This window comes from Pseudomonas protegens (genome assembly GCF_003363755.1).
Taxonomy (GTDB): Bacteria; Pseudomonadota; Gammaproteobacteria; order Pseudomonadales; family Pseudomonadaceae; genus Aquipseudomonas; species Aquipseudomonas danubii.
This window is the reverse complement of record NZ_CP031396.1, coordinates 2,479,763-2,502,632: the sequence shown is the minus strand read 5'-3', so window position 1 is coordinate 2,502,632 and position 22,870 is coordinate 2,479,763. Positions and strand designations below refer to the sequence as shown.

Sequence of the window (22,870 nt, the reverse complement as noted above, 5' to 3'; positions counted from 1 at the left end):
CGGGGCCTGTTCTATTGGGCGGGGAAGTGGCGCTGCTTGAGGCCGGCGCGGGCCTTACTCGCTGTCCAGGTGCAGCGGAGTGATCACCTTGCCGTCGCTTTCGGCCTGGCCGAGGTTGGCATCGATGAAGTAGACCCGGTCATCGGCCAATTGGCCCTTGTCCACCAGGAAGTCCTTGATGCTGCTGGCCCGTTCCTGGCCCAGTTGGCGCAGCAACACGTCACTGCCGCTCCAGAACTTGATCAGCCCCTCACGCAGTTTGGCACTGCGCTCGTCGCGGCTGAGCTGGGTCCATTCGGCCGGAGGTTGCTGTTTCAGGCGGGTGCGGTAAATGCCTTCCAGCAATGGCGCTTTCTCGCCCTCGGGAACCTGCAGCAAGGACGCCTGGGCCGGCACCTTGTCGCCGCGCCGTTGCAGGATCTTGTAGTAGTTGTACTGGTACTCGCGCTCCAGACGCTGTTCGGCGATCAGCGGACCATCGCTGCTCTGGGCGCTGGTGCCTTCGATCTCCAGGCGCAAGGTCGGACGCTCCTTGAGGGCCTTGGCCAGGGTGGTGAGGGCTGACTCGGACTCTTTGCTCAGTTCGCTGGAGCCAGGCGCGAAAGACACACTGCTCAGGTCTTCAGAGTCGCCGCCGGTGACCAGGCCGCCAATGAACTTGAAGGGGGCCTGGGCTGCTCGCAGCACCAGGTTGCGCAGGGTCTGCCAGACGATTGGCATCACGCTGAACTGTGGGTTGTTGAGGTCGCCGGAAATTGGCAACTCGATGGAAATCTTGCCGTCGGTGTCTTTCAGCAGGGCCACGGCCAGGCGAATTGGCAGGTCTACGGCGTCTGGGCTGTCGACCTTTTCACCCAGTTGCAGTTGTTCGACCACCAGTTTGTTCTCGGCCTTGAGCTGGCCCTTGGTGATCATGTAGTGCAAGTCGAGGTTGAGTCGGCCCTTGCGAATACGAAAACCGGCAAATTTTCCGGAATAGGGCGTCAGGGTGGTCAACTCCACTCGCTTGAAGCTGGTGGCGATATCCAGTGCGGCCATTGGATCGAAGGGGTTGACGCTGCCCTTGATGGTCACTGGAGCGTAGCGGTCGACCTTGCCCTTGACGTCGACTTCCGCCGGCTTGGCCTGGCGGCTGTCGATGGTGCCGATATGCCCGTTGAGTTGCTGGACTGCCGTGGCGAAGTTTGGTGTCAGGCTCAGGTCGGCGAAGTTGGCCGAACCATCGTTGATGGCGATTTTACCAATGTGAATACCCAGTGGCTTGCTGGAACTTGGGGCGGGCTTGCCCGAGGATTTGCTGCTGCCGCCTGCAGGTTGTGGAATCAGCAGGTCGTCGATATTGGTGGTGCGGTCATCGTTGATGATGAAGCGCGCATAAGGCTGCATCAGGTTGACCTGGCTGATGGTCAGGCTGTCACCGTGCTGATAGTTCAGGCCCTCCACCACCACTTGTTTCCACTTCACGAAGTCGCGGGTCTTGAGGGTGTCCAGGGTGTGCAACTGATCCACTTCGGCCCGGCCGGTGATGCTGAAGGTCAACGGTTCGACTTTCTTCAGGTCCACTGCCAGGTCGCTGCCGAGCATGCCGCTGCGCAGTTCCAGGCGAATGAACGGGCTGATGTAGGACTGGGCGACCCGCAGGTCGATGTCCTTGGTCTGCACCTTGAGCTTGGCGGTGATGGGGTTGAGATTGACTTCGCCGGTGGCGCTGACCTTGCCTTGTTTACCCAGGCCGGTATCGAGCTTTAGGGTGAAAGGCGACTGGTTGAGGCTGTCGAAGTTTTTCAGATCCAGGTTCAGCGGGCCAACGTCCAGCGCCACGGCCGGTTTGGCTTGGCGGTCGGCCAGGTGCACCTGATAGTTGCGCAGTTCCACATCCTTGAGCAGTACCTGCCAGGGCTTGCTGGGGACTGCGGGTTCCTTGGGGGTATCGGCTGTGGCTGGCTGAGGCTTGGCTGCCGGCTTGGCGGGTTGGCTGGCGAAGAGCTTTTGCCAGTCCAGTTGGCCATCGGCTTCAAGGGCGGCCCAGGTCTCCAGTTTCTGGCTGCGGATCTTGCCGACTATGACGTGCTGCTTGGCCAGGTCCACCGTCGCTTCGCTGATGTCCAGGCGCTCCAGGCGCGCTAGCGGGCGACCGTCCGGGGCTTTGATGGCGAATGGCGCAACGCTGATGGAGGTGTTGTCCAGCAGCAGTTCGGTTTCCTTGGTCAGGCTGAATTTATAGTGGGTGCTGAGGTTGACCACGCCGTCTTCCAGCACCAGCGGCACGGCGTCACGTACATAGGGCCACCAGGCTTTCATCTTGCCGTCGGTGACTTTCAAGGTGCCTTCGGAAGCCAGCGGGGTCACGCTGAAGTTGCCGCTCCAGTCGATCTGTCCACCTTCCGGGCCGGTGGCCATCAGGGTCATGTCGGCGCTGTCATCCGGCAGGGTGCTGAGGTTCTTCAGTTCAAAGTCGAGCTTGTTGTAGAGAAACTCGATGGGCTCGCTGGGGCGCAGGTCCTTGAAGTGCAGATAGCCGCCCGCCAGCTTGATGCGTTCAATGCGAACGGGAAATGGCTTGGCGTCGGGATCGCTCGGGGTCGGTTCGCTGGCAGGCAGCTTGAACAGGGCCAGGAGGTTGAGCTTGCCTTCCTTGTCGAAGAGGATCTCGGTCTTGGGCTGGTCCAGTTCGATGTCCGCCAGATGCAGAGCGCGTTTCCACAGACTGTCCAATTGCAGATTGGCGTAGAGGCGCTGGAAGGCAATCTGTTCCTTGCCCGGTTCGCCGACGCTCAGGCCCCAGAGGGTCAGTTCCAGGCTGAAGGGGTTGAGTTCGATACGCTGGATATGGGCCGGGGTCGTGGCGTAGTTGGCCAGTTGCTGGTTGGCCACCCGCAAGGCGATGCCCGGCAAAATCAGAAAGCCCAGCAGACTGTAAAGGGCGAGAGCGGTCAACAAGGCGCAGAGAGCGCGAATCAATCCTTTGGTCATGCGAGGCTTCATCTATCTGGATCGGAAGTGCCTTGGAGTATGGCACGCGTTTACGGTTCCGAAACCATCGCAGTCTTCAGGATTGTTCAGATTTTTTGCCCCTGATCAAAGTTGCAGGATCAGTGTTTTCAGCGGCGGTTGTCCGTCCTGGGAAGGGAAGTCCGCAGCAGGGGCAAGGACCTGGCAATCGCGTACTGGCCGCCCGGCTTTCTCGGCGCAGCGCAGCACTTGTTCTCGCCAGTCCTGCAACGACACCTTGGCCAGGTTGTTACAGCAGATCAGCACACCCTCTTCGGCAGTGGCCAGCAGCGCCGGCTTCAGCAGGCTCTGATAATCGCGCAGCAGGTCGACGGTGCCGAAGGCACTCTTGGCCCAGGCCGGAGGGTCCAGCAAGACCAGATCGTATTGGCGTTGTTCAAGACGCGGATAGCTGGGGAGCTTCTGTCCACGTCGCTGACTGATGGGCAGGCCCGCCAGTTGGCGGATTGCTGGGAAGTAGTCCGACTGCACGAACTGCATGCCGGGTAGCTGCGGGTTGAGCTGGCCGTTTTCCCGGCCTACCGCCAGGTTGCCTTCGGCGAAGTCCAGGTTGAGGACCTCCCGGGCGCCTCCGGCCGCAGCGCAGAGGCCGACACCGCAGGTATAGGCGAAGAGATTGAGCACGCTTTTCCCGGCACTGTGCTGCTTGACCCAGCCGCGAGCGTTGCGCAGATCGAGAAACAGCAACGGGTCCTGCCCGGCATGACGGCCGCGGACACGATAATTCAACCCCCATTCGTGGCCGACCAGATCCTCCAGGGCACTGTCGTCGGCGCGGTATACCGAGTCTTCACGGTCGATACGCGAGTTGCCGCGGGAGCGATCGTTGTAGACCAGCAGGCTCGACAGGTTCAGCTGTTGATTGATGGTCTCGTGCAATTGCAGCAGGGCATCGCGTTCCAGCGTTTGGTGAAAGCTCTGTACCAGCAACTGCGGCCCATAACGGTCGACGGTCAGGCCACCGGCGCCTTCCTGGCTGCCGTGGAACAGGCGATAGCAGTCGGTGCCTTGCTGGTGCAGTTCGGCGAGCAGGTCTTGACGGTGATCGAGGGCGGCGCGCAGCGCCTGATTCAAGGAAGACATGCAGGGCGCCTTGGAGAAGAGGAATAAGGCGCCGCAGTTTACCAGCCTCCTGCCCGTTGTAGGAGCCAAGTGCTGGCGAAGGCGATCTCTCGGACTCTATGGCCAATGCCACGCCCTGGCCGCCGCCGATGATCACTTTGGCATCGCCGCAGCCAATGGCCTGGGCGCTCAAGTGCAAGGCCTTGAGGGCAGAGCCGCAGACTTTGTTCAGGGTCATGTTGGGTACGGCGTGGGGCTGGTCGGCCAATTGCGAACTGTCCGGGCGTGTTGTGCATGAGCGGTCTTCTTCTACAGACCCATGCGTCGTTTCGCTCGATGCACCGAACTGTCCCGCACCGCCCAGCGCAGCATCGGCGTACTGCGTTTGACGCTGGCTCGAATCAGCTGGCGTTGCAGCGGGTTCTGATTGACGTCAAGCATGGAGCTGGCCCAGTCCGGCAGCAGGTCGATACCGGCCTGCATCATCAATGAGCCAAAAGGTTTGGCCAGGCGACTGGGAGCTGGAGCCGCCTGTAGCAGGCGCAGAACCTCGCGACTGCGATCGTCGCACAGCAGTTGCGGACGCATGGCCTGCAGGTAGTCGGCCACCGCCCGCCGCGAGCGGGGCACATCCCGGGCGCCGAGACGTTCGGCGATCAGCGCGATCTCGTTGTAGTAGCGGTCCTGGTCTGCCCCTGACAGGCGAGGGTTGAGGTAACGCAGGTGGGCGGCGAGAAAGTTGCTGACTTCCGCCACATGCACCCAGGTCAGCAGGTCTGGATCGCTGGCGGCGTAAGGACGGCCGTCAGGAGCGGTGCCCACGATATGCAGGTGAATAGTACGTACTTTTTCGATCAGCCATTCGGCGTCCTGACGGGAGCCGAAGGTGGTGCCGGAAATGAACTGGCCGGTGCGGCGCAGGCGGCCGATCATGTCCTGGCGAAAGTTCGAGTGGTCCCAGACCCCGGCCAGGGCCAGGGGGTGCAGGGCTTGCATCAGCAAGGCACTGATGCCGCCGATCAGCATGCTGCTGAAATCGGCGTGTACCTGCCAACTGACCGAGCCCGGCCCGAACAGGCCGGGGTCGCCCTTGGGATGCTCCAGGTCGAGTTGCCCCAGGGAGAGGCCAGACAAGCTCATGACTTGGCTTTCGATACGGCTGCGAATGAATTCCATGACAGCTCGGTGCGGGTAGTGAAAAAAGGCGCGGCCGTGGCCGCGCCGGTTTCAAGCGTTCAGGCGCTTGTCGATCAGGCCTTCCACCACACTGGGGTCCGCCAGCGTCGAGGTATCCCCCAAGGTCTCCAGTTCGTTGCAGGCGATCTTGCGCAGGATACGCCGCATGATCTTGCCCGAGCGAGTTTTCGGCAGGGCCGGGGCCCACTGGATCAGCTCCGGTTTGGCAAAGCTGCCGATTTCACGGCTGACCAGGGCCAGCAGTTGCCTTTTCAGTTCCTCGTCGGGTTCGATGCCTTGCATGGGCGTGACAAAGGCATAGATCCCCTGGCCCTTGAGGTCGTGGGGGTAACCGACCACGGCCGCCTCGGCGATGTCGTCGTGAAGCACCAGGGCGCTTTCCACTTCGGCGGTGCCGATGCGGTGCCCGGAGACGTTGATCACGTCGTCGATGCGTCCGGTGATCCAATAGCTGCCGTCCTCGTCCCGGCGCGCGCCGTCACCGGTGAAGTAGTAGCCGGGGTAAGGCGCGAAGTAGGTTTCGATCATGCGCTTGGGATCGCCGTAGACGCTGCGTATCTGTGCCGGCCAACTGGCCTTGATCGCCAGGATGCCGCTGCCGGCACCTTGGATTTCCTTGCCCTGGTCGTCCAGCAACACGGGTTGTACACCGAACATCGGCGTCGAGGCGCAGCCGGGTTTGACCTGTCGGGCGCTGACCAGGGGGCTGAGCATGATGCCGCCGGTCTCGGTCTGCCACCAGGTATCGACAATCGGGCAGCGCTGCTCGCCCACGACATTGAAATACCACTCCCAGGCTTCCGGGTTGATCGGTTCGCCAACACTGCCCAGGAGCCGCAGGCTGCTGCGGGAGGTGCGTTGCACGGGGTCGTTGCCTTCGCGCATCAGGGCCCGCAGGGCGGTGGGGGCGGTGTAGAAGATGTTCACCTGGTGCTTGTCCACCACCTCCCAGAAACGCGAGGTGCTGGGGTAGTTGGGCACGCCTTCGAAGATCAGCGTGGTGGCACCGTTGGCCAAGGGGCCGTAGAGGATATAGCTGTGGCCGGTGACCCAGCCGACGTCGGCGGTGCACCAGAAGACCTCGCCGTCGCGGTAGTCCAGTACGTACTTGAAGGTCATGGCGGCCTGTAGCAGGTAGCCGCCGGTGGTATGCAGAACGCCTTTGGGTTTGCCGGTGCTGCCGGAGGTATAGAGGATGAACAGCGGGTCTTCGGCGTCCATCGGCTCGGGGGCGCACTGGTCGCTGGCCGCGGCTACGGCCTGCTGGTAGTGAATGTCGCGGCCCTCCACCCAGTTCACCGGGTGACGGGTGCGCTCGACCACCACCACGCTGCTGACGTCCGGGCAACTGAGCAGGGCCTTGTCGACGTTGCTCTTGAGGGGAATCTGTTTGCCGCCGCGCACGCCTTCGTCGGCGGTGATCAGGGTGCGGCAGTCGGCGTTGAGAATCCGGTCGCGCAGGGCCTCCGGGGAGAAGCCGCCGAACACCACCGAATGCACGGCACCGATCCGGGTGCAGGCGAGCATGGCGTAGGCCACTTCGGGAATCATCGGCATGTAGATGCACACCCGGTCGCCTTTTTTCACGCCACGGCTTTTCAGCACGTTGGCCAGGCGGCAGACATGCCCGTGAAGTTCTTTGTAGGTGATGCGCTGTGAGTCGGCGGGGTTATCGCCTTCCCAGATGATGGCTGCCTGATCGCCGCGTTTTTCCAGATGACGATCAATGCAGTTGTAGCTGACGTTGAGTTGGCCGCCACGGAACCAGCTGGCCTCGCCGGTGCGCATGTCGTGGCTGTGCACGCTGTCCCAGGGGCTGCTCCAGTGCAGGAAACGCTTGGCCTGCTCGGCCCAGAACACATCTGGCTGCTCAATGGATTGGCGGTAGAGGTGGTGGTAGTCGTCCTGACTCATTTGCGCCGCCCGGCGGACGGCATCGGCTTTCGGAAAAGTGCTGATATCGAACATGACGGTTCCTTATTCTTGTTTTGCGACAAGCCATAAGGGTGCGCACAAGTGTCAGGAAGGTTCAAGGGGGGGGGAGGGCCGGGGCCCGGACGGGAGCCGACGTGGCGGCTCCCGGGACAGAGAAGGTTGATCAGCCGCGGTGACGGCCGCGGAAGTAGTTGATCAGGCCTTGGGTCGAAGCATCGTCGGCCAGGGTTTCGTCGCTACCGACCAGACGGTTGTAGACGCCTTTGCCCAGTTCCTTGCCCAGCTCCACGCCCCACTGGTCGAAGGCGTTGATGCCCCAGACCACGCTTTGCACGAAGACCTTGTGTTCGTACAGCGCTACCAGGGCGCCCAGGCGCCGCGGGCTGATGCGTTCCACCACCAGGGTGTTGCTCGGACGGTTGCCGGGAATCACCTTGTGCGGCGCGAGTTTTGCCACATCGGCTTCGCTCATGCCTTTCTCGCGCAGTTCGCTCTCGGCTTCGGCGCGGGTCTTGCCCAGCATCAGCGCCTGGCTCTGGGACAGGCAGTTGGCGTACAGCCACTGGTGGTGGTCAGCCACCGGATTGAAGCTAACGATCGGCACGATGAAGTCGGCCGGAATCAGCTGGGTGCCCTGGTGCAGCAACTGGTGATAGGCGTGCTGACCGTTGCAGCCTACGCCGCCCCAGATCACCGGGCCGGTATCGGTGGCCACCGGGGTACCGTCCTGGCGCACGCTCTTGCCGTTGGATTCCATGTCCAACTGCTGCAAGTGCTTGGTGATGTTGCGCAGGTAGTGGTCGTACGGCAGGATCGCGTGACTTTGCGCTCCCCAGAAGTTGCCGTACCACACTCCCAGCAGGGCCAGCAGCACCGGCATGTTCTGCTCGAACGGAGCGCTCTGGAAGTGCTGGTCCATGGTGTAGGCACCGGACAGCAGTTCCTTGAAGTTGGACATGCCGATGGCCAGTGCGATCGGCAAGCCGATGGCGGACCACAGCGAGTAGCGTCCACCGACCCAGTCCCACATTGGGAAAATGTTCTCTTCACGAATGCCGAAGGCCACGGCGGCCGCGTTGTTGCTCGATACGGCGATGAAGTGGCGGTGCAATTCGGCTTCGGAGCCGCCCTGGGCCAGGTACCAGGCCCGCGCCGCCTGAGCGTTCTTCAGGGTTTCGAGGGTGTTGAATGACTTGGAAGAAACGATGAATAGCGTGGTTTCTGCACGGATTTTCGCCGAAAGCTCATGGAACTCGCTACCGTCGATATTGGCCAGGTAGTGACAGCGCACGCCTTTCTGGGCATAGGACAACAGCGCCTCGGACACCAGCTCCGGGCCGAGGAACGAGCCACCGATACCGATGTTGACCACGTCGGTGATGGGTTTCTCGGTGTAGCCGCGCCACAGGCCGTCGTGGATGCGCCCGACCAGCTCGGTGATCTGGTTCAGTACCTTGTGTACTTCCGGCATCACGTTAACGCCATTGACCGACAGCTTGTCGCCCACTGGACGGCGTAGTGCAGTGTGCAGCGCCGGACGGCCTTCGGAGGCGTTGACCAGCTCACCGGTCACCATGGACTTGATGGCATCGGCCAGACCGACTTCCTTGGCCAGATTCACCAGCAGATCGCGGGTCTGGCTGGTGATCAGGTTTTTCGAGTAGTCGAGAAACAGTCCGCAGCTGCTCAGGGTAAATTGGTTGAAGCGCTGTGGATCGGTATTGAACGCCTCGCGCATGCTGAAATCCTGCATGGCTTGGCGGTGGTCTTTCAACGCTTGCCAGGCGGGCAGAGCGGTAACGTCGTGAGGAGTGCGGTAGTACGCCATCGCTGCGGTTTTCCTTTTGCTTGAACTGCCTTTTTGGACACTGAGAAGCCCGGAACGTCCTGCGCGGTCTCAAGGACCTCGTTCCTTCAGTCCTGTGCTGATTCGATTAATCACCCAGGGCGATAACAGTAACTCCAGCGTGCTGTTCTGTCTTGGCTTTGTGCGCCTTGTGGCCGGTACTATTTTGTACTGGCGGGGCCAATCAGGGCTGCATGGGGGCTTTCAGCGGGAATAAACGGGGTTGGAATCGGCTGGCTTCAACGGGGACCCCATGGTTTCGTGGCTCCGCTCGTTGCCGGGGGCATCTACCGCCTGCGTGGTCTGACACTGAGCAGATCGCTTTCACCCTGGGCAAGATGGCACGCATAGGAAATTCCTGGGTCGGATCCTCGAACAGGACCTGCAGTATCAGCTGCAGGCCCCAGCCGGCGGCAGTTTGCCCGAAGGTTGGCGTTCGGGCAATCAGGCGTTCATGCCGGCGTGTCGAGGTCCAGATGCAGGTTGTCGATCAAGCGTGTTGCGCCCAGATAAGCCGCCACCAGAATCACCAGGTCACGGTCTTCGGCAGTGGCGGGACGCAGGTTTTTCGCGTGACGGATTTCCAGGTAGTCCCGTCGCAGGCCGGCCGCCTCGAGCTGCTGCTGTTGCTCGGCCAGTAGCCTCGGATAGTCACGCTCGCCATCCCGAATGGCCTGAGCGATTTGGCTCAGACTGCGGTACAGCACGGGGGCGATGGCGCGCTGCTCTGCGCTCAAGTAGCCATTGCGCGAGGACAGGGCCAGGCCGTCGGTGGCCCTCACCGTTGGCTCGCCGATGATCTGGATCGGCATGTTCAGGTCATGCACCAGGGCACGAATGACCGCCAACTGCTGGTAGTCCTTCTGGCCGAACACGGCAAGGTCCGGCTGGACCATGTTGAACAGCTTGCTGACCACCGTGGCCACGCCTTCGAAATGACCAGGGCGGCTGGCGCCGCACAGGCCTTCGGAGAGCTGTGGCACGCTGACCCGGGTCTGTCCAGCCATGCCGTCGGGGTACATCTCTTCGACGCTGGGGGCGAACAGTAGATGGCAGCCGGCTTCGAGCAGTTTCTCCTGGTCGGCGGCCAGGGTCCGCGGATACTTGTCGAGGTCTTCGCCGGCGCCGAACTGCAGCGGGTTGACGAAGATACTGGCCACCACGAAATCCACTCGCTGGGCGGCCTTGGCCACCAGGGCGGCGTGACCGCTGTGCAGGTTGCCCATAGTGGGGACGAAGCCGATTCGCTTGCCTTCGCTGCGGGCACGGGCGACCGCAGCGCGCAACTCGCGCACGGTTTTGACTGTATTCATGCAGAGAACCCGTGTTCGGCGCCTGGGAAGGTAACGGCCTTGACCGCGTCGACATAGGCACTCAACGCCGCCTGGATGCTGTCTTTGCCGGCCATGAAGTTCTTCACGAACTTGGGCGAGCGACCGCTCAGAGACAGGCCCAGCATGTCGTGGAGCACCAGCACCTGGCCGTCGGTGGCGCTGCCGGCACCGATGCCAATCACCGGGATTTTCACCGCTTGAGTGATTTCCGCCGCCAGCTCGCTGGGCACGCATTCCAGCAGCAACATGGCGGCACCGGCCTGCTCCAGGGCAATGGCATCGGCCCGCATCTGCCGCGCCTGGCTCTCGTTGCGCCCCTGGACCTTGTAGCCGCCCAGCACATTCACTGTTTGTGGGGTCAGCCCCATGTGTACGCAGACCGGAACGCCGCGTTCGTTCAGCAGGCGAACCGACTCGGCCAGCCAGGCGGCACCTTCGATCTTGACCATGTGCGCCCCGGCCTGCATCAACTGGGCCGAGCTGCTCAGGGCCTGTTCGGGGGTGGCATAGGACATGAAGGGCAGGTCGGCGAGGATCAACGCGCCGTTGTTGCCGCGTTTGACCGCCGCGACGTGATAGGCCATATCGGCGTTGCTCACGGGCAGTGTGCTGTCGTGCCCTTGCAACACCATGCCCAGGGAGTCGCCTACCAGCAGGACTTCGACGCCGGCTTCACAGCAGGTGTGGGCGAAGGTGGCGTCATAGCAGGTCAGCATGGTGATCTTTTCACCTTTCTGCTTGAGGCTTTGCAGGGTGGTCAGAGTGATGTCTGGCATGAAAAGGGGTCCTCATTTCAGGCGCTTTGGAAACTACTGCGAGTAACGCGCGTGATTCTTCGTTATTCAGGCGCACGGTCTTTTGTCGTGCTTATACAGCCTGGTTCCAAGCGATTTGAAAGCGGTACCGGGATTCGCGCTGGTGGCGTTGGACGCCTTATTCTGTGCCCAGAAGGGGCTGTGTACCAGCGGGTGCCACCGCCGTTGCACAAGCGTCTTGGCCTAGCGTTTCCTGAGGTCGCCGCGAACAAGCCTCACTTGAATTGCGCCCTTTAACGCCGGGATGGCGGCAACGGGACGCCTATAGTCGTGATGAGGACTCTGGAAGTCAATTAGATGTGTTACCGCCTTGTTACGCCGGGAGTGTTACCGCCGTTACTGATGCGTTTCAGCGGTTATTTCAGCCGTTCCAGGCCGACAAATGGACAGGCGTCGAGCAGCTCCTGCAGGGTGCGTCCGTCGGCCAGTCGCAATTCAGCGGGGGCCAGTTCCGCCAGGGGATAGAGGACAAAGGGGCGGGCCTGCATATGGTAATGAGGGACTTTGAGGCGCGGTTCGTCAATCAGGCGGTCGCCGAACAGGAGGATGTCCAGGTCCAGGGTGCGAGGGCCCCAGCGTTCATGACGTTCTCGGCCTTGCTGGTTTTCGATGGCCTGCAGCGCATCAAGCAGTGCCAAGGGCTCCAGGTCACTGTCCAGCGCCGCCACGGCATTGGTGTAGCGCGGTTGGCCGGGCAGCAGGGAATCGCTTTGATAGAAGGCCGACACGCCGTGGAAGTGGCTCGCGGGCAACTGCGCCAAGGCCTCGAGTGCGCTGCGCAGTTGCTCTTCAGGGGCAGCCAGATTGCTGCCCATGCCAATGTAGATGCGTTCCATCCATTACTCGCCTGAGGCGCTGGAGCTGCCTGCACGCTTGCGTTTGGCACCGCTGCTGCGCCGACGTTTGCGTGGTGCGCCACTGGCCTCTTCCTTGCCGCTCAGGTCGCGGATCATGTCGCGGCGTTCGGAGTCATTGGCGTCCTGATAGTCGGTCCACCATTCACCCAGGCCGTCAGTCTGCTCACCTGCGCTTTCACGCAACAGCAGGAAGTCGTAGCCGGCACGGAAGCGCGGGTTGTCCAGCAACTGGTCGGCGCGCTTGCCGCTGCGCCGTGGCAGCCGTTCCTGCATGTCCCAGATTTCGCGGATCGGCATGGTGAAGCGCTTGGGAATGGCAATGCGTTGGCACTGTTCGGCGATCAGTTCGTGGGCCGCTTCCTGCATGGCCGGGATTGGCGGCATGCCGCGCTCCTGCAGGCGCAGGACCCGGGCGGGCAGGGCCGGCCAGAGCAGGGCGGCGAACAGGAAGGCCGGAGTCACGGGCTTGTTCTGCTTGATTCGCAAATCAGTGTTGATCAAGGCTTCACTGATCAATGTATGGGTGTAGGTCGGGTTGTATTCCAGGGCTTCGGCGCTGGCTGGGAACAATGGATCGAAGAGTTGCAGGTCCACCAGCATTTCGAAGGTGTCGGCCGCATAGCCGGAGAGGAACAGCTTGAGCACTTCTTCGAACAGACGTGCGGAAGGGATTTCCCGCAGCATGGGAGCCAGTTCGCGGATCGGCGTTGCGGTGTGTTTTTCGATACCGAAGTTGAGTTTTGCCGCGAATCGCACGGCACGCAGCATCCGCACCGGGTCTTCCTGGTAGCGCTGCCGAGGGTCGCCGATGAGGCGGATCAGATTGTTGCGAATGTCGTGTACGCCATTGGCGTAATCGAGGATGCGTTCGCTGACCGGGTCGTAATACAGGGCGTTGATGGTGAAGTCGCGGCGTTGCGCGTCTTCTTCAAGGGTGCCGTAGACGTTATCCCGCAGAATTCGCCCGCTTTCGTTACGGGAAGATTGATTGCTGTCTTCCTCATCGTCGTTCTGCGGGTGGTTGGCGCGGAAAGTCGCGACCTCGATGATTTCGCGGCCGAAGTGGATATGCACCAGTTTGAAACGACGGCCAATGATCCGTGCGTTACGAAACTCGGCCTTGACCTGCTCCGGTGTAGCGCTGGTGGCGACGTCGAAATCCTTCGGGGTGATGTTGAGCAGCATGTCGCGCACGCAGCCACCCACCAGATACGCCTGGTAGCCGGCGTTCTGCAGGCGTTCGACGATATTTACCGCATACCGGCTGAACTGGGCACGTTGCAGCGAATGTTGGCTGCTATTGAGCACTTCAGGGGTGCTGCGTTTATGTTGCGTACGACGCAAGGGAGAACGGAATGACTGGAACAGCTTCTTCAGCATGGGATGCACTGTTTGAAGGAATGTTCGGCCAAAACGAAGAATGACCGCATGATGGGCGGGGATTCTAGCATTTAGTCGAAGGATGGTGTAGGAAGCTGCCGCGACTTGTGCAGGCCTGCGCAAAGGTGCGATCTAGCAGGGCTGGCGTAGGTTTTTTGGGGGAAATGCGAATTCTGGAAACCACAAGGGGAGCCGAAGCTCCCCCAGAAGAGTTGTGCGTGCTCTATTTTTATTATTGGTTTCGGGCTTCTTGTTTTTGTTAAACGCCCTTGTCACTGAGGTTATCCAGAGTGACCCTCCCAATCGGGAGCCAAGAGCAAACGGATTGCTTTGATCGCTGAGTTGCAATGACCTTTCGATCCAACCAGTTCAGGCTCTGCCTTAGGGCAGTTTTTGTTGTTCTCGGCCTGGTTGTGGGGCATGCCCCAAATACAACGCCTCTCCAAAAGAATCAGTTAGCTGCGCCTCCGCCGTGTTGTTTTTATTATGCGTGAGTCGATTCGTCTTATTTTTATTGTCTTGTGCATTGCTTGTTATTGTTCTTGTACTAAACATATAGCAGTTGCCGTGCCAACTTTTGCGATCCCCAGTAAAACAAGGGGTTAGGCGTGCCGGGTGGTGTTTTTCAGGCCAAAAAAAACCGGGGCTTCGTTACCTTTAGCCCCGGCTTTTGTTACGTCCAATTACACAGGTAACAGTTTTTTTCACAAAGTCGAGCGTTACCCACACTCGGGTCAACCTGGGTTCAGCTTTCGCTGGCTACCCCGCTTTTGCGCCGCGGGATGCCCAGGCGCTGGCGACGTTCCCAAAGGCATTTGCGGCTGACGCCCAGTTTGCGTGCCAATTCGGTCTCGGTCATGTGGTCCTGGTGTTCGAGGACAAAGTGCTGGAAGTAGTCTTCCAGGGACAGGTCCTCGGTGGGCTCGTGACTGGTGTTGCCCTGTTGCGCTGGCAGGCCGACGAAGTCATCGTCTTCGAGGTCGCTCAGCTCGATATCAATCCCCAGCAGGTCAGCGGAGATTTCCGGGCTTTCGCACAGGATTACCGCGCGTTCTACAGCGTTCTCCAGTTCACGCACGTTTCCTGGCCAGGAATAATGGCGAATAGCCTGTTCGGCGTCGGCGGCGAACTTCAGGTCCGAGCGGCCTATGCGTGCGCTCTGGCGGGCGAGGAAGGCATTGGCGATTTCAATGACGTCGGCGCCGCGCTCGCGCAAGGCGGGCAGTTTCAGGGCAATCACGTGCAGGCGGTAATACAGGTCCTCACGGAACTGGCCGATTTTCGAGAGGCTTTTCAAGTCGCGGTGAGTCGCTGCAATCAGGCGGACATCGACTTTTTGCGACTGCACGGACCCCACGCGACGGATCTCGCCTTCCTGCAGAACCCGCAGCAGGCGCGCCTGGGCCTCCAGTGGCAGCTCCCCGATTTCGTCGAGGAACAGTGTTCCGCCGTCCGCCGCTTCCACCAAGCCTGCACGCCCGGCGCTGGCGCCGGTGAACGCGCCTTTCTCATGGCCGAACAATTCGGACTCGATCAGGGTTTCCGGAATGGCCGCGCAGTTCACCGAGATCATGGGGGCCTTGGCCCGCTTGGAGAGGTTGTGCAGTGCCCGGGCCACCAGTTCCTTGCCGGTACCGGACTCGCCCTGGATCAGGACATTCGAATCTGTTGGCGCCACCTTGCGGATCTTGCTGTACATGTCCTGCATGGGCGGGCAGGAACCGATGATGCCGATTTCGCCGTTGTGGTTGCTGGCGCCGGCCTTGTCCGCAACGCTCCCCGTCTTGGTGGCTGGACGATCTGCCGGTGCGTTCTCGGCGCTTTGTCGGTCGCGGAGAATCCGGGCCACGGCCTGGAGCATTTCATCGTGGTCGAAAGGTTTGGCGATGTAGTCCACCGCACCCATTTTCATTGAGTCCACAGCCGAGCGCAGGCTGGCGTAACTGGTCATGATCAGTACAGGAGTGCCCTGGCCGAGCTTGATCAGTTCGGTGCCGGGGGCGCCAGGCAAGCGCAGGTCGCTGACAATCAGGTCGAATGTGGGAATGCTGAAGCGTTCCTGGGCTTCCTGCACCGAGCCGGCTTCGCTGACCTGGTACTGGTTGCGTTCCAGCAGGCGGCGAAGGGCGGAGCGGATAATGGTTTCGTCTTCGACGATCAGAATATGCGGCATTGATTCAATTCTCTCGACGGTCTCAGTTCACAGCGGACGTCGCTTCGACATGACGCGGTAAGGTCACCCGAATACGGGTGCCGCGTTGGCTTTGTGGATCGGCCGGGCTGTCGATGGTGATTTGTCCATAATGCTCTTCAACGATGGAATAGACCAGTGCAAGGCCCAGTCCGGTACCTTCCCCAGGGTCCTTGGTGGTGAAAAACGGTTCGAACAATCGGTCCATGATGTTCTTGGGAATGCCGCTGCCTTCGTCTTCCACGATCAGATCGACCGTGTGTTCGAAAGCCTCGCTCTTGACGCGTACCGCGCTGCCGGGAGGAGAGGCGTCGCGGGCGTTGGACAGGAGGTTGATCAGTACCTGCGCCAGCCGCTGCGGATCACCATCGACCCAGTGGTCGGGATCGCACAGATTGAAGAACTGCACTTCGAAATTGCGCCGGTTCAAGGCCAGGAGGCCAATGGCGTCCTGGGCAACTTCGGCCAGGCAGACGGCTTCGTCGTTGTGCTGATGGCTACCGGCGTGGGCAAAGCTCATCAGTGATTGGACGATGCGCGAAATGCGCTTGGTCTGCTCGAGGATCTGCTCACTGATTTCCGTCAGCTCACCGTCTTCCTCACGCTCCTCCCGCAGATTCTGCGCCAGACAGGCGATGCCGGTGATCGGATTGCCGATCTCGTGAGCCACCCCGGCAGCGAGGCGTCCGATACTGGCCAGGCGTTCGGAGTGCACCAGCTTGTCTTCCAGGGTCTGGGTTTCGGTCAGGTCTTCCACCAGTAACACCAGGCCGCTGTTACCCGGAGCCAACGGCTCGTCGATGGCCGCCTTGTGCAGGTTCAGCCAGCGAGTCTGGCCGTCGAGGGCCAGATGCTGCTTGTGCAAGTGCTCGTCCGGCAAGTTGATAAAGCCCTGCAGCAGGTCTTTCCATGGATTGGTGATGGTGCTCAGGCGCGATCCCACCACATGCTGAGCGGGAATGCCGGTCAACTCCTCCATGGCCTTGTTCCACATGAGGATTTCCTGATCCTTGGCCAGGGAGCAGACGCCCATGGGCAGTTCCTGCAGGGTTTGTCGGTGGTAACGGCGCAGGGCATCGAGCTCGGCGGCCAGGCCGGTCAGGCGTGAGTGGTAGTCCTCAAGGCGGCTCTCGATGAAATGGATGTCTTCGGTGACATAGTTTTCTCCGCCGGCCTTGTAGGGCAAGAAGGTTTCCACCATGTCCTGGGCGACACTCGGTCCCATCAGGCCGGACAGGTTGGCCTCGATACGGTCACGCAGACGCCGCAAGGCATAGGGGCGGCGTTCGTCAAAAGGCAGATACAGGTCGCGCAAGGCTTGCTCCACTTCCTTTTGCGCGGCCTTGGCTCCCAGCGGCTTGGCCAGTTGGGTGGCGAACTCCTGAGGTGAGGCGGCATGCAGTTCCCGGCGCTGCGGTCGGCGCACGTTGTCCACGGCGCAGGCTTCGGCGGCGCTGGTTTCCTCGGTACTGGCGTTGGTGAACAGCGAAATCAGGGTGAACATCAGTACGTTGGCTGCCAGCGAGGCGATGGCCGCCATGTGCCAGCTCGTGTCGTCGAGGACGTAGATCATGTTCAGCAGCGGGATATAGAAACCCTGCAGGTTGCCGATCAGAGGCAGCAGCATGGTCACCAGCCAGACCAGGATCCCCGCCAGCAGCCCGGCAATGAAGCCCCGACGGTTGGCGGTCGGCCAGTACAACACCGAAAGCACGCCGGGAAGAAATTGCAGGGTAGCGACGAAGGCGACAATGCCCAGGTTGGCCAGGTCCTGTTCGGCTCCAAGCAGCAGGTAGAAGGCGTAGCCGGCCATGATGATGGCGACGATCAGGGCGCGACGGGTCCACTTCAGCCAGCGATAGATGTTGCCTTCTGCGGGGGGCTGGTAAAGCGGCAGCACCAGATGGTTCAGGGCCATCCCCGACAGGGCCAGCGTGGTGACGATGATCAGGCCGCTGGCGGCCGAGAGCCCGCCGACATAGGCCAGTAGCGCTAGGGCTGGGCTGTTGGCGGCGATACCTATGCCCAGGGTGAAATATTCCGGATTGGTGGTGGCGCCGAGCTTGAGTCCAGCCCAGAGAATCAGCGGCACCGCCAGGCTCATCAGCAGCAGGAACAGCGGTAGCCCCCAGCTGGCGCTGACCAGGGCTCGGGGGTTGAGGTTTTCGGTAAAGGTCATGTGGTACATGTGCGGCATGACGATCGCCGAGGCGAAGAACACCAGCAGCAGGGTGCGCCACGGGCCCTCTTGCAGTGGAGTGTGCAGCGCGGCGAGGGCGGTCTGGTTCTGCAGCAGCCAGAGTTCCAGCTGTTGCGGACCATCGAAGACCCCATACAGCGCGTACAGGCCGACGCCGCCGATGGCGATCAGCTTGATCACCGATTCGAAGGCAATGGCGAACACCAGGCCTTCATGTTTCTCCCGGGTAGCGATGTGCCGTGAACCGAAGAAAATCGTGAACAGGGTGATCAGCGCGCAGAAGCTCAGCGCTACTCGATGTTGCACCGGTTCATGGGTGAGGATGCCGATCGAGTCGGCCACTGCCTGGATCTGCAGGGCCAGCAAGGGCAGGACTCCCACCAGCATGAAGATGGTGGTCAGGGCGCCGGCCCAGGTGCTGCGGAAACGGAAGGCGAACAGGTCCGCCAGGGATGACAGTTGATAGGTGCGGGTGATCTTCAGGATCGGATAGAGCAGCACCGGCGCCAGCAGGAAGGCCCCGGACACCCCCAGGTAGCTGGAGAGGAACCCGTAGCCGTACTGATAGGCCAGGCCCACCGTGCCGTAGAAGGCCCAGGCGCTGGCATAGACCCCCAACGACAGGGTGTAGGTCAGCGGGTGGCGAATGATCGAGCGCGGAATCATGCCGCGCTCACTGATCCAGGCCACCCCGAACAGCACCAGCAAGTAGGCGGCGCTGATCAGGATCATCTGGGTCAGGCTAAAGCTCATCGGCATCTTTTTGGCTCTGCAGGATGAAGGTCACGACGATCAGAATCAGCCAGAGCAGATACGGGCGATACCAGGCGCCAGTAGCATCGATCCACCAATCCATGATGGCGGGGGAGAACAGATAGATCCCCACTACCAGGAGCAGGACCAAGCGATAGATGTACATCTCGGCCTCTCTTTATTGTGTGCGTGCCCGAAAACGTGCGGCGATGGTAACGGATGGGCGCCAAGCTGCAAGGGGCGTCAGCTCAATTGGGCTTCCGGCACGCTCAGTGTGCGTGGAATCAAGCTTGCATCCCAGTGCGCAGTACCCCAGCGCATGATCTCTGCCACGCTGGCATCGGCCAGTTCGCTTGGCGCTGTCTGCCCCAGGGCCCGCAGCGCTCGCAATAGCAAGGGCGGCGCCTGATCTTCGCTCAGTGGTGGCGAGCGGTAGGACTTGCCCAGTTTGTGGCCGTCCGGCTGAGTGATCAGCGGCACATGCAGGTAACGCGGCTGAGGCAGCCCCAGCAATTCCTGCAAGTACAACTGACGCGGTGTGGAGTCCAGCAGGTCAGAACCACGGACGATGTCGGTGATGCCTTGCCACGCGTCATCCAGCACCACGGCCAGTTGATAAGCATAGAGGCCATCCCGGCGCTGGATCACGAAGTCCCCCACGTCCCGGCCCAGGTGCTGGCGGTACTCGCCCTGGACCCGGTCGGTGAAGCGGTACTCCAGCTCCGGCACGCGCAGGCGGATCGCTGCATGCTCTCGGGCATGGCCGAGGTTGCGGCACAGGCCCGGGTAGATGCCGTGGTAGGGCTCCAGCTGTTTGCGTGAACAGGTACAGGCATAGGCCAGGCCCTGGTTGAACAAGCGGTTGAGCACCTCGGCATAGGCAGTGTGGCGTTCGCTCTGACGGACCATGTCACCGTCCCATTCGAAACCGTAGCATTCCAGGGCCTTGAGGATCGCTGCCTGGGCGCCGGGTTCTTCGCGGGGCGGATCGAGGTCTTCCATGCGCACCAGCCAGCGGCCGCCGACAGCTCGGGCATCCAGATAGGAGGCAAGGGCTGCAACCAGCGAGCCGAAATGCAGGTAGCCGCTGGGGGTGGGGGCGAAGCGTCCGATGTATGAAGAAGGAGATGTGGAGGCAGTCATGGGCAGGATGCTATCGGGGCTGGCCCCGGAGTGATGACAGGAACGGGGGGATTGCTTTCGCGAGTGAGCTCGCTTCTACAGCGCAAGGCGGAAACGAAAACGGAGCGTGTATACGCTCCGTTTCAGGTTCAGGCCGGCGATTACTTGCCGACTTGTTTTTCCTTGATTTCCGCCAGGGTCTTGCAATCAACGCACATATCGGCGGTTGGGCGGGCTTCCAGCCGGCGGATGCCGATCTCGACACCACAGGACTCACACCAGCCGTATTCTTCGTCTTCGATCAGCTGCAGGGTCTTGTCGATCTTCTTGATCAACTTGCGCTCACGATCACGGGCGCGCAGTTCAAGGCTGAACTCTTCTTCCTGGCTGGCACGGTCGGCCGGGTCAGGGAAGTTGGCCGCTTCATCTTTCATGTGATCAACAGTGCGGTCGACTTCCTGCATCAAGTCCTGTTTCCACTTGTTCAGGATCTTGGTGAAGTGCTCACGCATGGGCTTGCCCATGTACTCTTCGCCCGCAGTTTCAACATAAGGTTCAAAACCGCTGATCGATTGAATCTGTTGCTTTGCTTGGGTGGGCATGAATGGACCGCCTCTACTCTTGTAATCCATTGCGCAGGATTGCTCCATCTCCGACACTTGCCGGCCCTGCGGCTGCAAGCGGGCGAACTTACCAGATCAAACCAGAGCGCGCTACTCCCGGTTGTCGAGCCTGTGTCCAGTCGCAGTCCGTAGACACGGGAAAACTCTGGCATGGCTTGCAGATCGGTCCGCTCAATCGTTGATTTTAGTCAAATCTGCGGTTTCTGTTTGCACCAGTTGGCGCAAGGCAACAGACCGCATGGATAGGGTTGGGTTCTCCCGAGCTTCACTGGATGGGTAGAATCGGACTTTTGCTCCCCCTCGAATAAAGGAAGGCTAATGGCTCTGCCCTACAGTGCGCGCAGTCGCGCTATCGAACCTTTCCATGTCATGGCCCTGCTGGCCCGCGCCAATGAGTTGCAGGCCGCTGGACATGATGTGATTCACCTGGAAATCGGCGAGCCGGACTTCACCACCGCCGAGCCGATCATCAAGGCCGGGCAGGCGGCCTTGAGCGCCGGCAAGACTCGTTACACCGCGGCGCGAGGTATCCCGGAGCTGCGTGGGGCAATCTCCGGTTTCTACCAGCAGCGTTATGGCCTGGATATCGACCCCGAGCGGATCATGATCACTCCCGGAGGTTCTGGTGCGTTGCTGCTGACCAGCAGCCTGCTGGTGGACCCGGGCAAGCACTGGCTGCTGGCTGACCCGGGCTATCCGTGCAACCGGCATTTCCTGCGTCTGGTGGAAGGTGCTGCGCAGTTGGTGCCGGTAGGGCCGGATGTGCGTTATCAACTAACTCCTGACTTGGTGGAGCGTTACTGGGATCAGGACAGCGTCGGCGCCCTGGTTGCTTCCCCGGCGAACCCTACCGGGACTGTGCTCAGTCGTGATGAACTGGCGGGCCTGTCCGCTGCGATCAAGGCTCGCAACGGACATCTGGTGGTGGACGAGATCTACCACGGCCTGACCTATGGCACTGATGCCGCCAGCGTGCTGGAAGTGGATGACAGCGCTTTCGTCCTGAATAGTTTTTCCAAGTATTTTGGCATGACCGGCTGGCGCCTGGGGTGGCTGGTGGCACCGCCTGCGGCTGTGGGTGAGCTGGAGAAACTGGCGCAGAACCTCTACATCAGTGCGCCGAGCATGGCCCAGTACGCTGCTCTGGCCTGTTTCGAGCCGCAAACCATCAGCATGCTTGAGGAGCGTCGTGCCGAATTCGGGCGCCGCCGGGATTTCCTGCTCCCGGCCTTGCGCGAGTTGGGCTTTGGTATCGCCGTGGAGCCTGAAGGAGCCTTCTATCTGTACGCCGATATCAGCGCTTTTGGTGGTGATGCCTTTGCTTTCTGCCGGCACTTCCTGGAGACCGAGCACTTGGCCTTCACTCCCGGCCTGGACTTCGGTCGTCACCAGGCGGGACACCATGTGCGTTTCGCCTACACCCAGAGCCTGGAGCGCCTCCAGGAAGCGGTGCAGCGTATCTCCCGTGGCCTGCAGAGCTGGCAAGGCTGATGCGCTTCGATCCTCCCTTGGAAGAAGGGCGTCTGCTGCGTCGCTACAAGCGTTTCCTGGCAGACATCGAAACCGCTGCGGGCGAACAGATGACGATTCACTGTCCCAATACCGGCTCGATGTTCAATTGCATGGTTGAAGGCGGGCAGGTGTGGTTCAGCCGTTCCAACGACCCCAAGCGCAAGCTGCCGGGCACCTGGGAAATCAGTGAAACGCCTCAAGGTCGTCTGGCCTGCGTCAATACCGGGCGGGCCAACAGCCTGGTTGAAGAGGCGTTGAGGGCGGGGCTGATCAATGAATTGAACGGCTTCACCGGGTTGAAGCGCGAGGTGCCTTATGGGCAGGAGAACAGTCGCATCGATTTTCGCCTGGATTACCCGTGCGGTCCGGCCTATGTCGAGGTCAAGAGTGTCACTCTGGGGTTCGATGGTTGTGCAGTGGCGGCGTTCCCCGATGCGGTGACCCAGCGCGGCGCCAAGCACTTGCGTGAACTGGCAAGCCTGGCTCGGGAGGGGGTACGTGCGGTTCAGCTGTATTGCGTCAATCTCTCGGGTATAGAAGCAGTGCGTCCGGCAGAGGAGATTGATCCGGGGTATGCCGTAGCCCTGAGGGAGGCGGTAGCGGCCGGTGTCGAGGTGCTGGCTTATGGCGTTCGCCTGACGGCACAGGAAGTCTCTATCGATCGGCGCTTAGAGGTGCTGTTTTAGGGTTAAAGATCGACCCAGATGCCCTGACTGTCTTCCCTGCAGTCGATAGCCCTCAGGAACTGTCCGGCGCATGGCCCTGCCACACATTCGCCACTCTCGATCAGAAACAGTGCGCCATGGGTGGCACACTGGATCAGGCTGGCGCTGGGATCGAGGAACTGATCAGGTTGCCATTCCAGGGGGACTCCTCGGTGCGGGCACTGATTGGCATACACGTAGGCCTGCCCCTCGCGGCGCACGGCAAAGAGCTTCAAGCCCGCAAGCTGGAAACCCCGGCTACCGGCCTCGGGAAGGTCACTCCCGGCGCAAAGAAATTTCATGTCTATCCTCTTGGTCCCAAGGCTC

Annotated in this window: 17 protein-coding genes and 1 pseudogene; 2 read left to right on the top strand and 16 right to left on the bottom strand. The window is 61.1% G+C overall.

Annotation, left to right across the window (positions count from 1 at the left end; all coding sequences use genetic code 11):
• Nucleotides 1–54: 54 nt before the first annotated feature.
• The 15 genes and pseudogenes from DWF74_RS11065 to dksA form a co-directional block, all read right to left on the bottom strand.
• Nucleotides 55–2,973 carry a DUF748 domain-containing protein gene (locus DWF74_RS11065; protein WP_102865480.1) on the bottom strand — a complete coding sequence of 973 codons (2,919 nt, stop codon included), beginning with the start codon at nt 2,971–2,973 and terminating at the stop codon, nt 55–57.
• Nucleotides 2,974–3,078: 105 nt separating this feature from the next.
• Entirely contained in the window at nt 3,079–4,095 is a 1,017-nt protein-coding gene (locus tag DWF74_RS11060) for a class I SAM-dependent rRNA methyltransferase (RefSeq protein ID WP_115580955.1), read from the bottom strand.
• Nucleotides 4,096–4,210: 115 nt separating this feature from the next.
• Nucleotides 4,211–4,339 (bottom strand): annotated as a pseudogene (locus DWF74_RS11055) (acetyl-CoA C-acetyltransferase); the annotation flags it as partial.
• 44 nt (nt 4,340–4,383) lie between these two features.
• A complete protein-coding gene (locus DWF74_RS11050) occupies nt 4,384–5,250 on the bottom strand; it encodes an oxygenase MpaB family protein (RefSeq protein WP_115580954.1) in 867 nt (288 codons plus the stop codon).
• 51 nt (nt 5,251–5,301) lie between these two features.
• Nucleotides 5,302–7,239, bottom strand: a complete 1,938-nt coding sequence (gene acs / locus DWF74_RS11045) for an acetate--CoA ligase (RefSeq protein WP_115580953.1) — start codon at nt 7,237–7,239, stop codon at nt 5,302–5,304.
• 130 nt (nt 7,240–7,369) lie between these two features.
• The gene (gene pgi, locus DWF74_RS11040) at nt 7,370–9,034 is read right to left on the bottom strand and encodes a glucose-6-phosphate isomerase (RefSeq protein WP_102882229.1); all 1,665 of its coding nucleotides are present in this window, start codon (nt 9,032–9,034) and stop codon (nt 7,370–7,372) included.
• Between the two features lie 470 nt (nt 9,035–9,504).
• On the bottom strand, nt 9,505–10,365 hold the full coding sequence (gene panC, locus DWF74_RS11035; protein WP_102865485.1) for a pantoate--beta-alanine ligase: 861 nt from the start codon (nt 10,363–10,365) through the stop codon (nt 9,505–9,507).
• Nucleotides 10,362–11,162, bottom strand: coding sequence for a 3-methyl-2-oxobutanoate hydroxymethyltransferase (gene panB, locus DWF74_RS11030; RefSeq protein WP_115580952.1), 801 nt, complete (start codon nt 11,160–11,162; stop codon nt 10,362–10,364). The genes panC and panB overlap by 4 nt, the downstream gene beginning before the upstream one ends.
• Nucleotides 11,163–11,557: 395 nt before the next feature.
• A complete protein-coding gene (gene folK / locus DWF74_RS11025; RefSeq protein ID WP_115580951.1) occupies nt 11,558–12,037 on the bottom strand; it encodes a 2-amino-4-hydroxy-6-hydroxymethyldihydropteridine diphosphokinase in 480 nt (159 codons plus the stop codon).
• Between the two features lie 3 nt (nt 12,038–12,040).
• Nucleotides 12,041–13,438 (bottom strand): polynucleotide adenylyltransferase PcnB, encoded by a 1,398-nt coding sequence (locus tag DWF74_RS11020; RefSeq protein ID WP_115580950.1) that lies wholly within the window; start codon nt 13,436–13,438, stop codon nt 12,041–12,043.
• A 745-nt stretch (nt 13,439–14,183) separates the two neighbouring features.
• Nucleotides 14,184–15,611 carry a sigma-54-dependent transcriptional regulator gene (locus DWF74_RS11015; protein WP_102865489.1) on the bottom strand — a complete coding sequence of 476 codons (1,428 nt, stop codon included), beginning with the start codon at nt 15,609–15,611 and terminating at the stop codon, nt 14,184–14,186.
• 22 nt (nt 15,612–15,633) lie between these two features.
• Nucleotides 15,634–18,588: a sensor histidine kinase gene (locus tag DWF74_RS11010; RefSeq protein ID WP_162884092.1), complete on the bottom strand. Its 2,955-nt coding sequence runs from the start codon at nt 18,586–18,588 to the stop codon at nt 15,634–15,636.
• Nucleotides 18,572–18,748 carry a hypothetical protein gene (locus tag DWF74_RS11005; protein WP_003176118.1) on the bottom strand — a complete coding sequence of 59 codons (177 nt, stop codon included), beginning with the start codon at nt 18,746–18,748 and terminating at the stop codon, nt 18,572–18,574. Before DWF74_RS11005 ends, DWF74_RS11010 begins: the two co-directional genes overlap by 17 nt.
• 77 nt (nt 18,749–18,825) lie before the next feature.
• Complete coding sequence (gene gluQRS, locus DWF74_RS11000; RefSeq protein ID WP_102865491.1) at nt 18,826–19,725, bottom strand: tRNA glutamyl-Q(34) synthetase GluQRS; 900 nt, start codon at nt 19,723–19,725, stop codon at nt 18,826–18,828.
• A gap of 140 nt (nt 19,726–19,865) precedes the next feature.
• Nucleotides 19,866–20,306: an RNA polymerase-binding protein DksA gene (dksA, locus tag DWF74_RS10995; RefSeq protein WP_011063504.1), complete on the bottom strand. Its 441-nt coding sequence runs from the start codon at nt 20,304–20,306 to the stop codon at nt 19,866–19,868.
• Nucleotides 20,307–20,645: 339 nt separating this feature from the next.
• On the opposite strand from dksA, the gene DWF74_RS10990 reads away from it, so the two are divergent.
• Nucleotides 20,646–21,818 carry a pyridoxal phosphate-dependent aminotransferase gene (locus DWF74_RS10990; RefSeq protein WP_102865492.1) on the top strand — a complete coding sequence of 391 codons (1,173 nt, stop codon included), beginning with the start codon at nt 20,646–20,648 and terminating at the stop codon, nt 21,816–21,818.
• Nucleotides 21,818–22,525, top strand: coding sequence for a DNA/RNA nuclease SfsA (gene sfsA / locus DWF74_RS10985; RefSeq protein ID WP_102865493.1), 708 nt, complete (start codon nt 21,818–21,820; stop codon nt 22,523–22,525). Before DWF74_RS10990 ends, sfsA begins: the two co-directional genes overlap by 1 nt.
• Before the next feature lie 2 nt (nt 22,526–22,527).
• Here the strand turns inward: sfsA and DWF74_RS10980 are convergent, their stop codons facing one another.
• On the bottom strand, nt 22,528–22,845 hold the full coding sequence (locus DWF74_RS10980; protein ID WP_102865494.1) for a Rieske (2Fe-2S) protein: 318 nt from the start codon (nt 22,843–22,845) through the stop codon (nt 22,528–22,530).
• Between the last annotated feature and the right edge of the window lie 25 nt (nt 22,846–22,870).

What these genes read in the sequence shown, in the direction of transcription:
- DWF74_RS11065 (WP_102865480.1), bottom strand. Translation starts at nt 2,973, where the DNA reads ATGACCAAAGGATTGATTCGCGCTCTCTGCGCCTTGTTGACCGCTCTC.
- DWF74_RS11060 (WP_115580955.1), bottom strand. Translation starts at nt 4,095, where the DNA reads ATGTCTTCCTTGAATCAGGCGCTGCGCGCCGCCCTCGATCACCGTCAA.
- DWF74_RS11050 (WP_115580954.1), bottom strand. Translation starts at nt 5,250, where the DNA reads ATGGAATTCATTCGCAGCCGTATCGAAAGCCAAGTCATGAGCTTGTCT.
- acs (WP_115580953.1), bottom strand. Translation starts at nt 7,239, where the DNA reads ATGTTCGATATCAGCACTTTTCCGAAAGCCGATGCCGTCCGCCGGGCG.
- pgi (WP_102882229.1), bottom strand. Translation starts at nt 9,034, where the DNA reads ATGGCGTACTACCGCACTCCTCACGACGTTACCGCTCTGCCCGCCTGG.
- panC (WP_102865485.1), bottom strand. Translation starts at nt 10,365, where the DNA reads ATGAATACAGTCAAAACCGTGCGCGAGTTGCGCGCTGCGGTCGCCCGT.
- panB (WP_115580952.1), bottom strand. Translation starts at nt 11,162, where the DNA reads ATGCCAGACATCACTCTGACCACCCTGCAAAGCCTCAAGCAGAAAGGT.
- folK (WP_115580951.1), bottom strand. Translation starts at nt 12,037, where the DNA reads ATGGAACGCATCTACATTGGCATGGGCAGCAATCTGGCTGCCCCTGAA.
- DWF74_RS11020 (WP_115580950.1), bottom strand. Translation starts at nt 13,438, where the DNA reads ATGCTGAAGAAGCTGTTCCAGTCATTCCGTTCTCCCTTGCGTCGTACG.
- DWF74_RS11015 (WP_102865489.1), bottom strand. Translation starts at nt 15,611, where the DNA reads ATGCCGCATATTCTGATCGTCGAAGACGAAACCATTATCCGCTCCGCC.
- DWF74_RS11010 (WP_162884092.1), bottom strand. Translation starts at nt 18,588, where the DNA reads ATGCCGATGAGCTTTAGCCTGACCCAGATGATCCTGATCAGCGCCGCC.
- DWF74_RS11005 (WP_003176118.1), bottom strand. Translation starts at nt 18,748, where the DNA reads ATGTACATCTATCGCTTGGTCCTGCTCCTGGTAGTGGGGATCTATCTG.
- gluQRS (WP_102865491.1), bottom strand. Translation starts at nt 19,725, where the DNA reads ATGACTGCCTCCACATCTCCTTCTTCATACATCGGACGCTTCGCCCCC.
- dksA (WP_011063504.1), bottom strand. Translation starts at nt 20,306, where the DNA reads ATGCCCACCCAAGCAAAGCAACAGATTCAATCGATCAGCGGTTTTGAA.
- DWF74_RS10990 (WP_102865492.1), top strand. Translation starts at nt 20,646, where the DNA reads ATGGCTCTGCCCTACAGTGCGCGCAGTCGCGCTATCGAACCTTTCCAT.
- sfsA (WP_102865493.1), top strand. Translation starts at nt 21,818, where the DNA reads ATGCGCTTCGATCCTCCCTTGGAAGAAGGGCGTCTGCTGCGTCGCTAC.
- DWF74_RS10980 (WP_102865494.1), bottom strand. Translation starts at nt 22,845, where the DNA reads ATGAAATTTCTTTGCGCCGGGAGTGACCTTCCCGAGGCCGGTAGCCGG.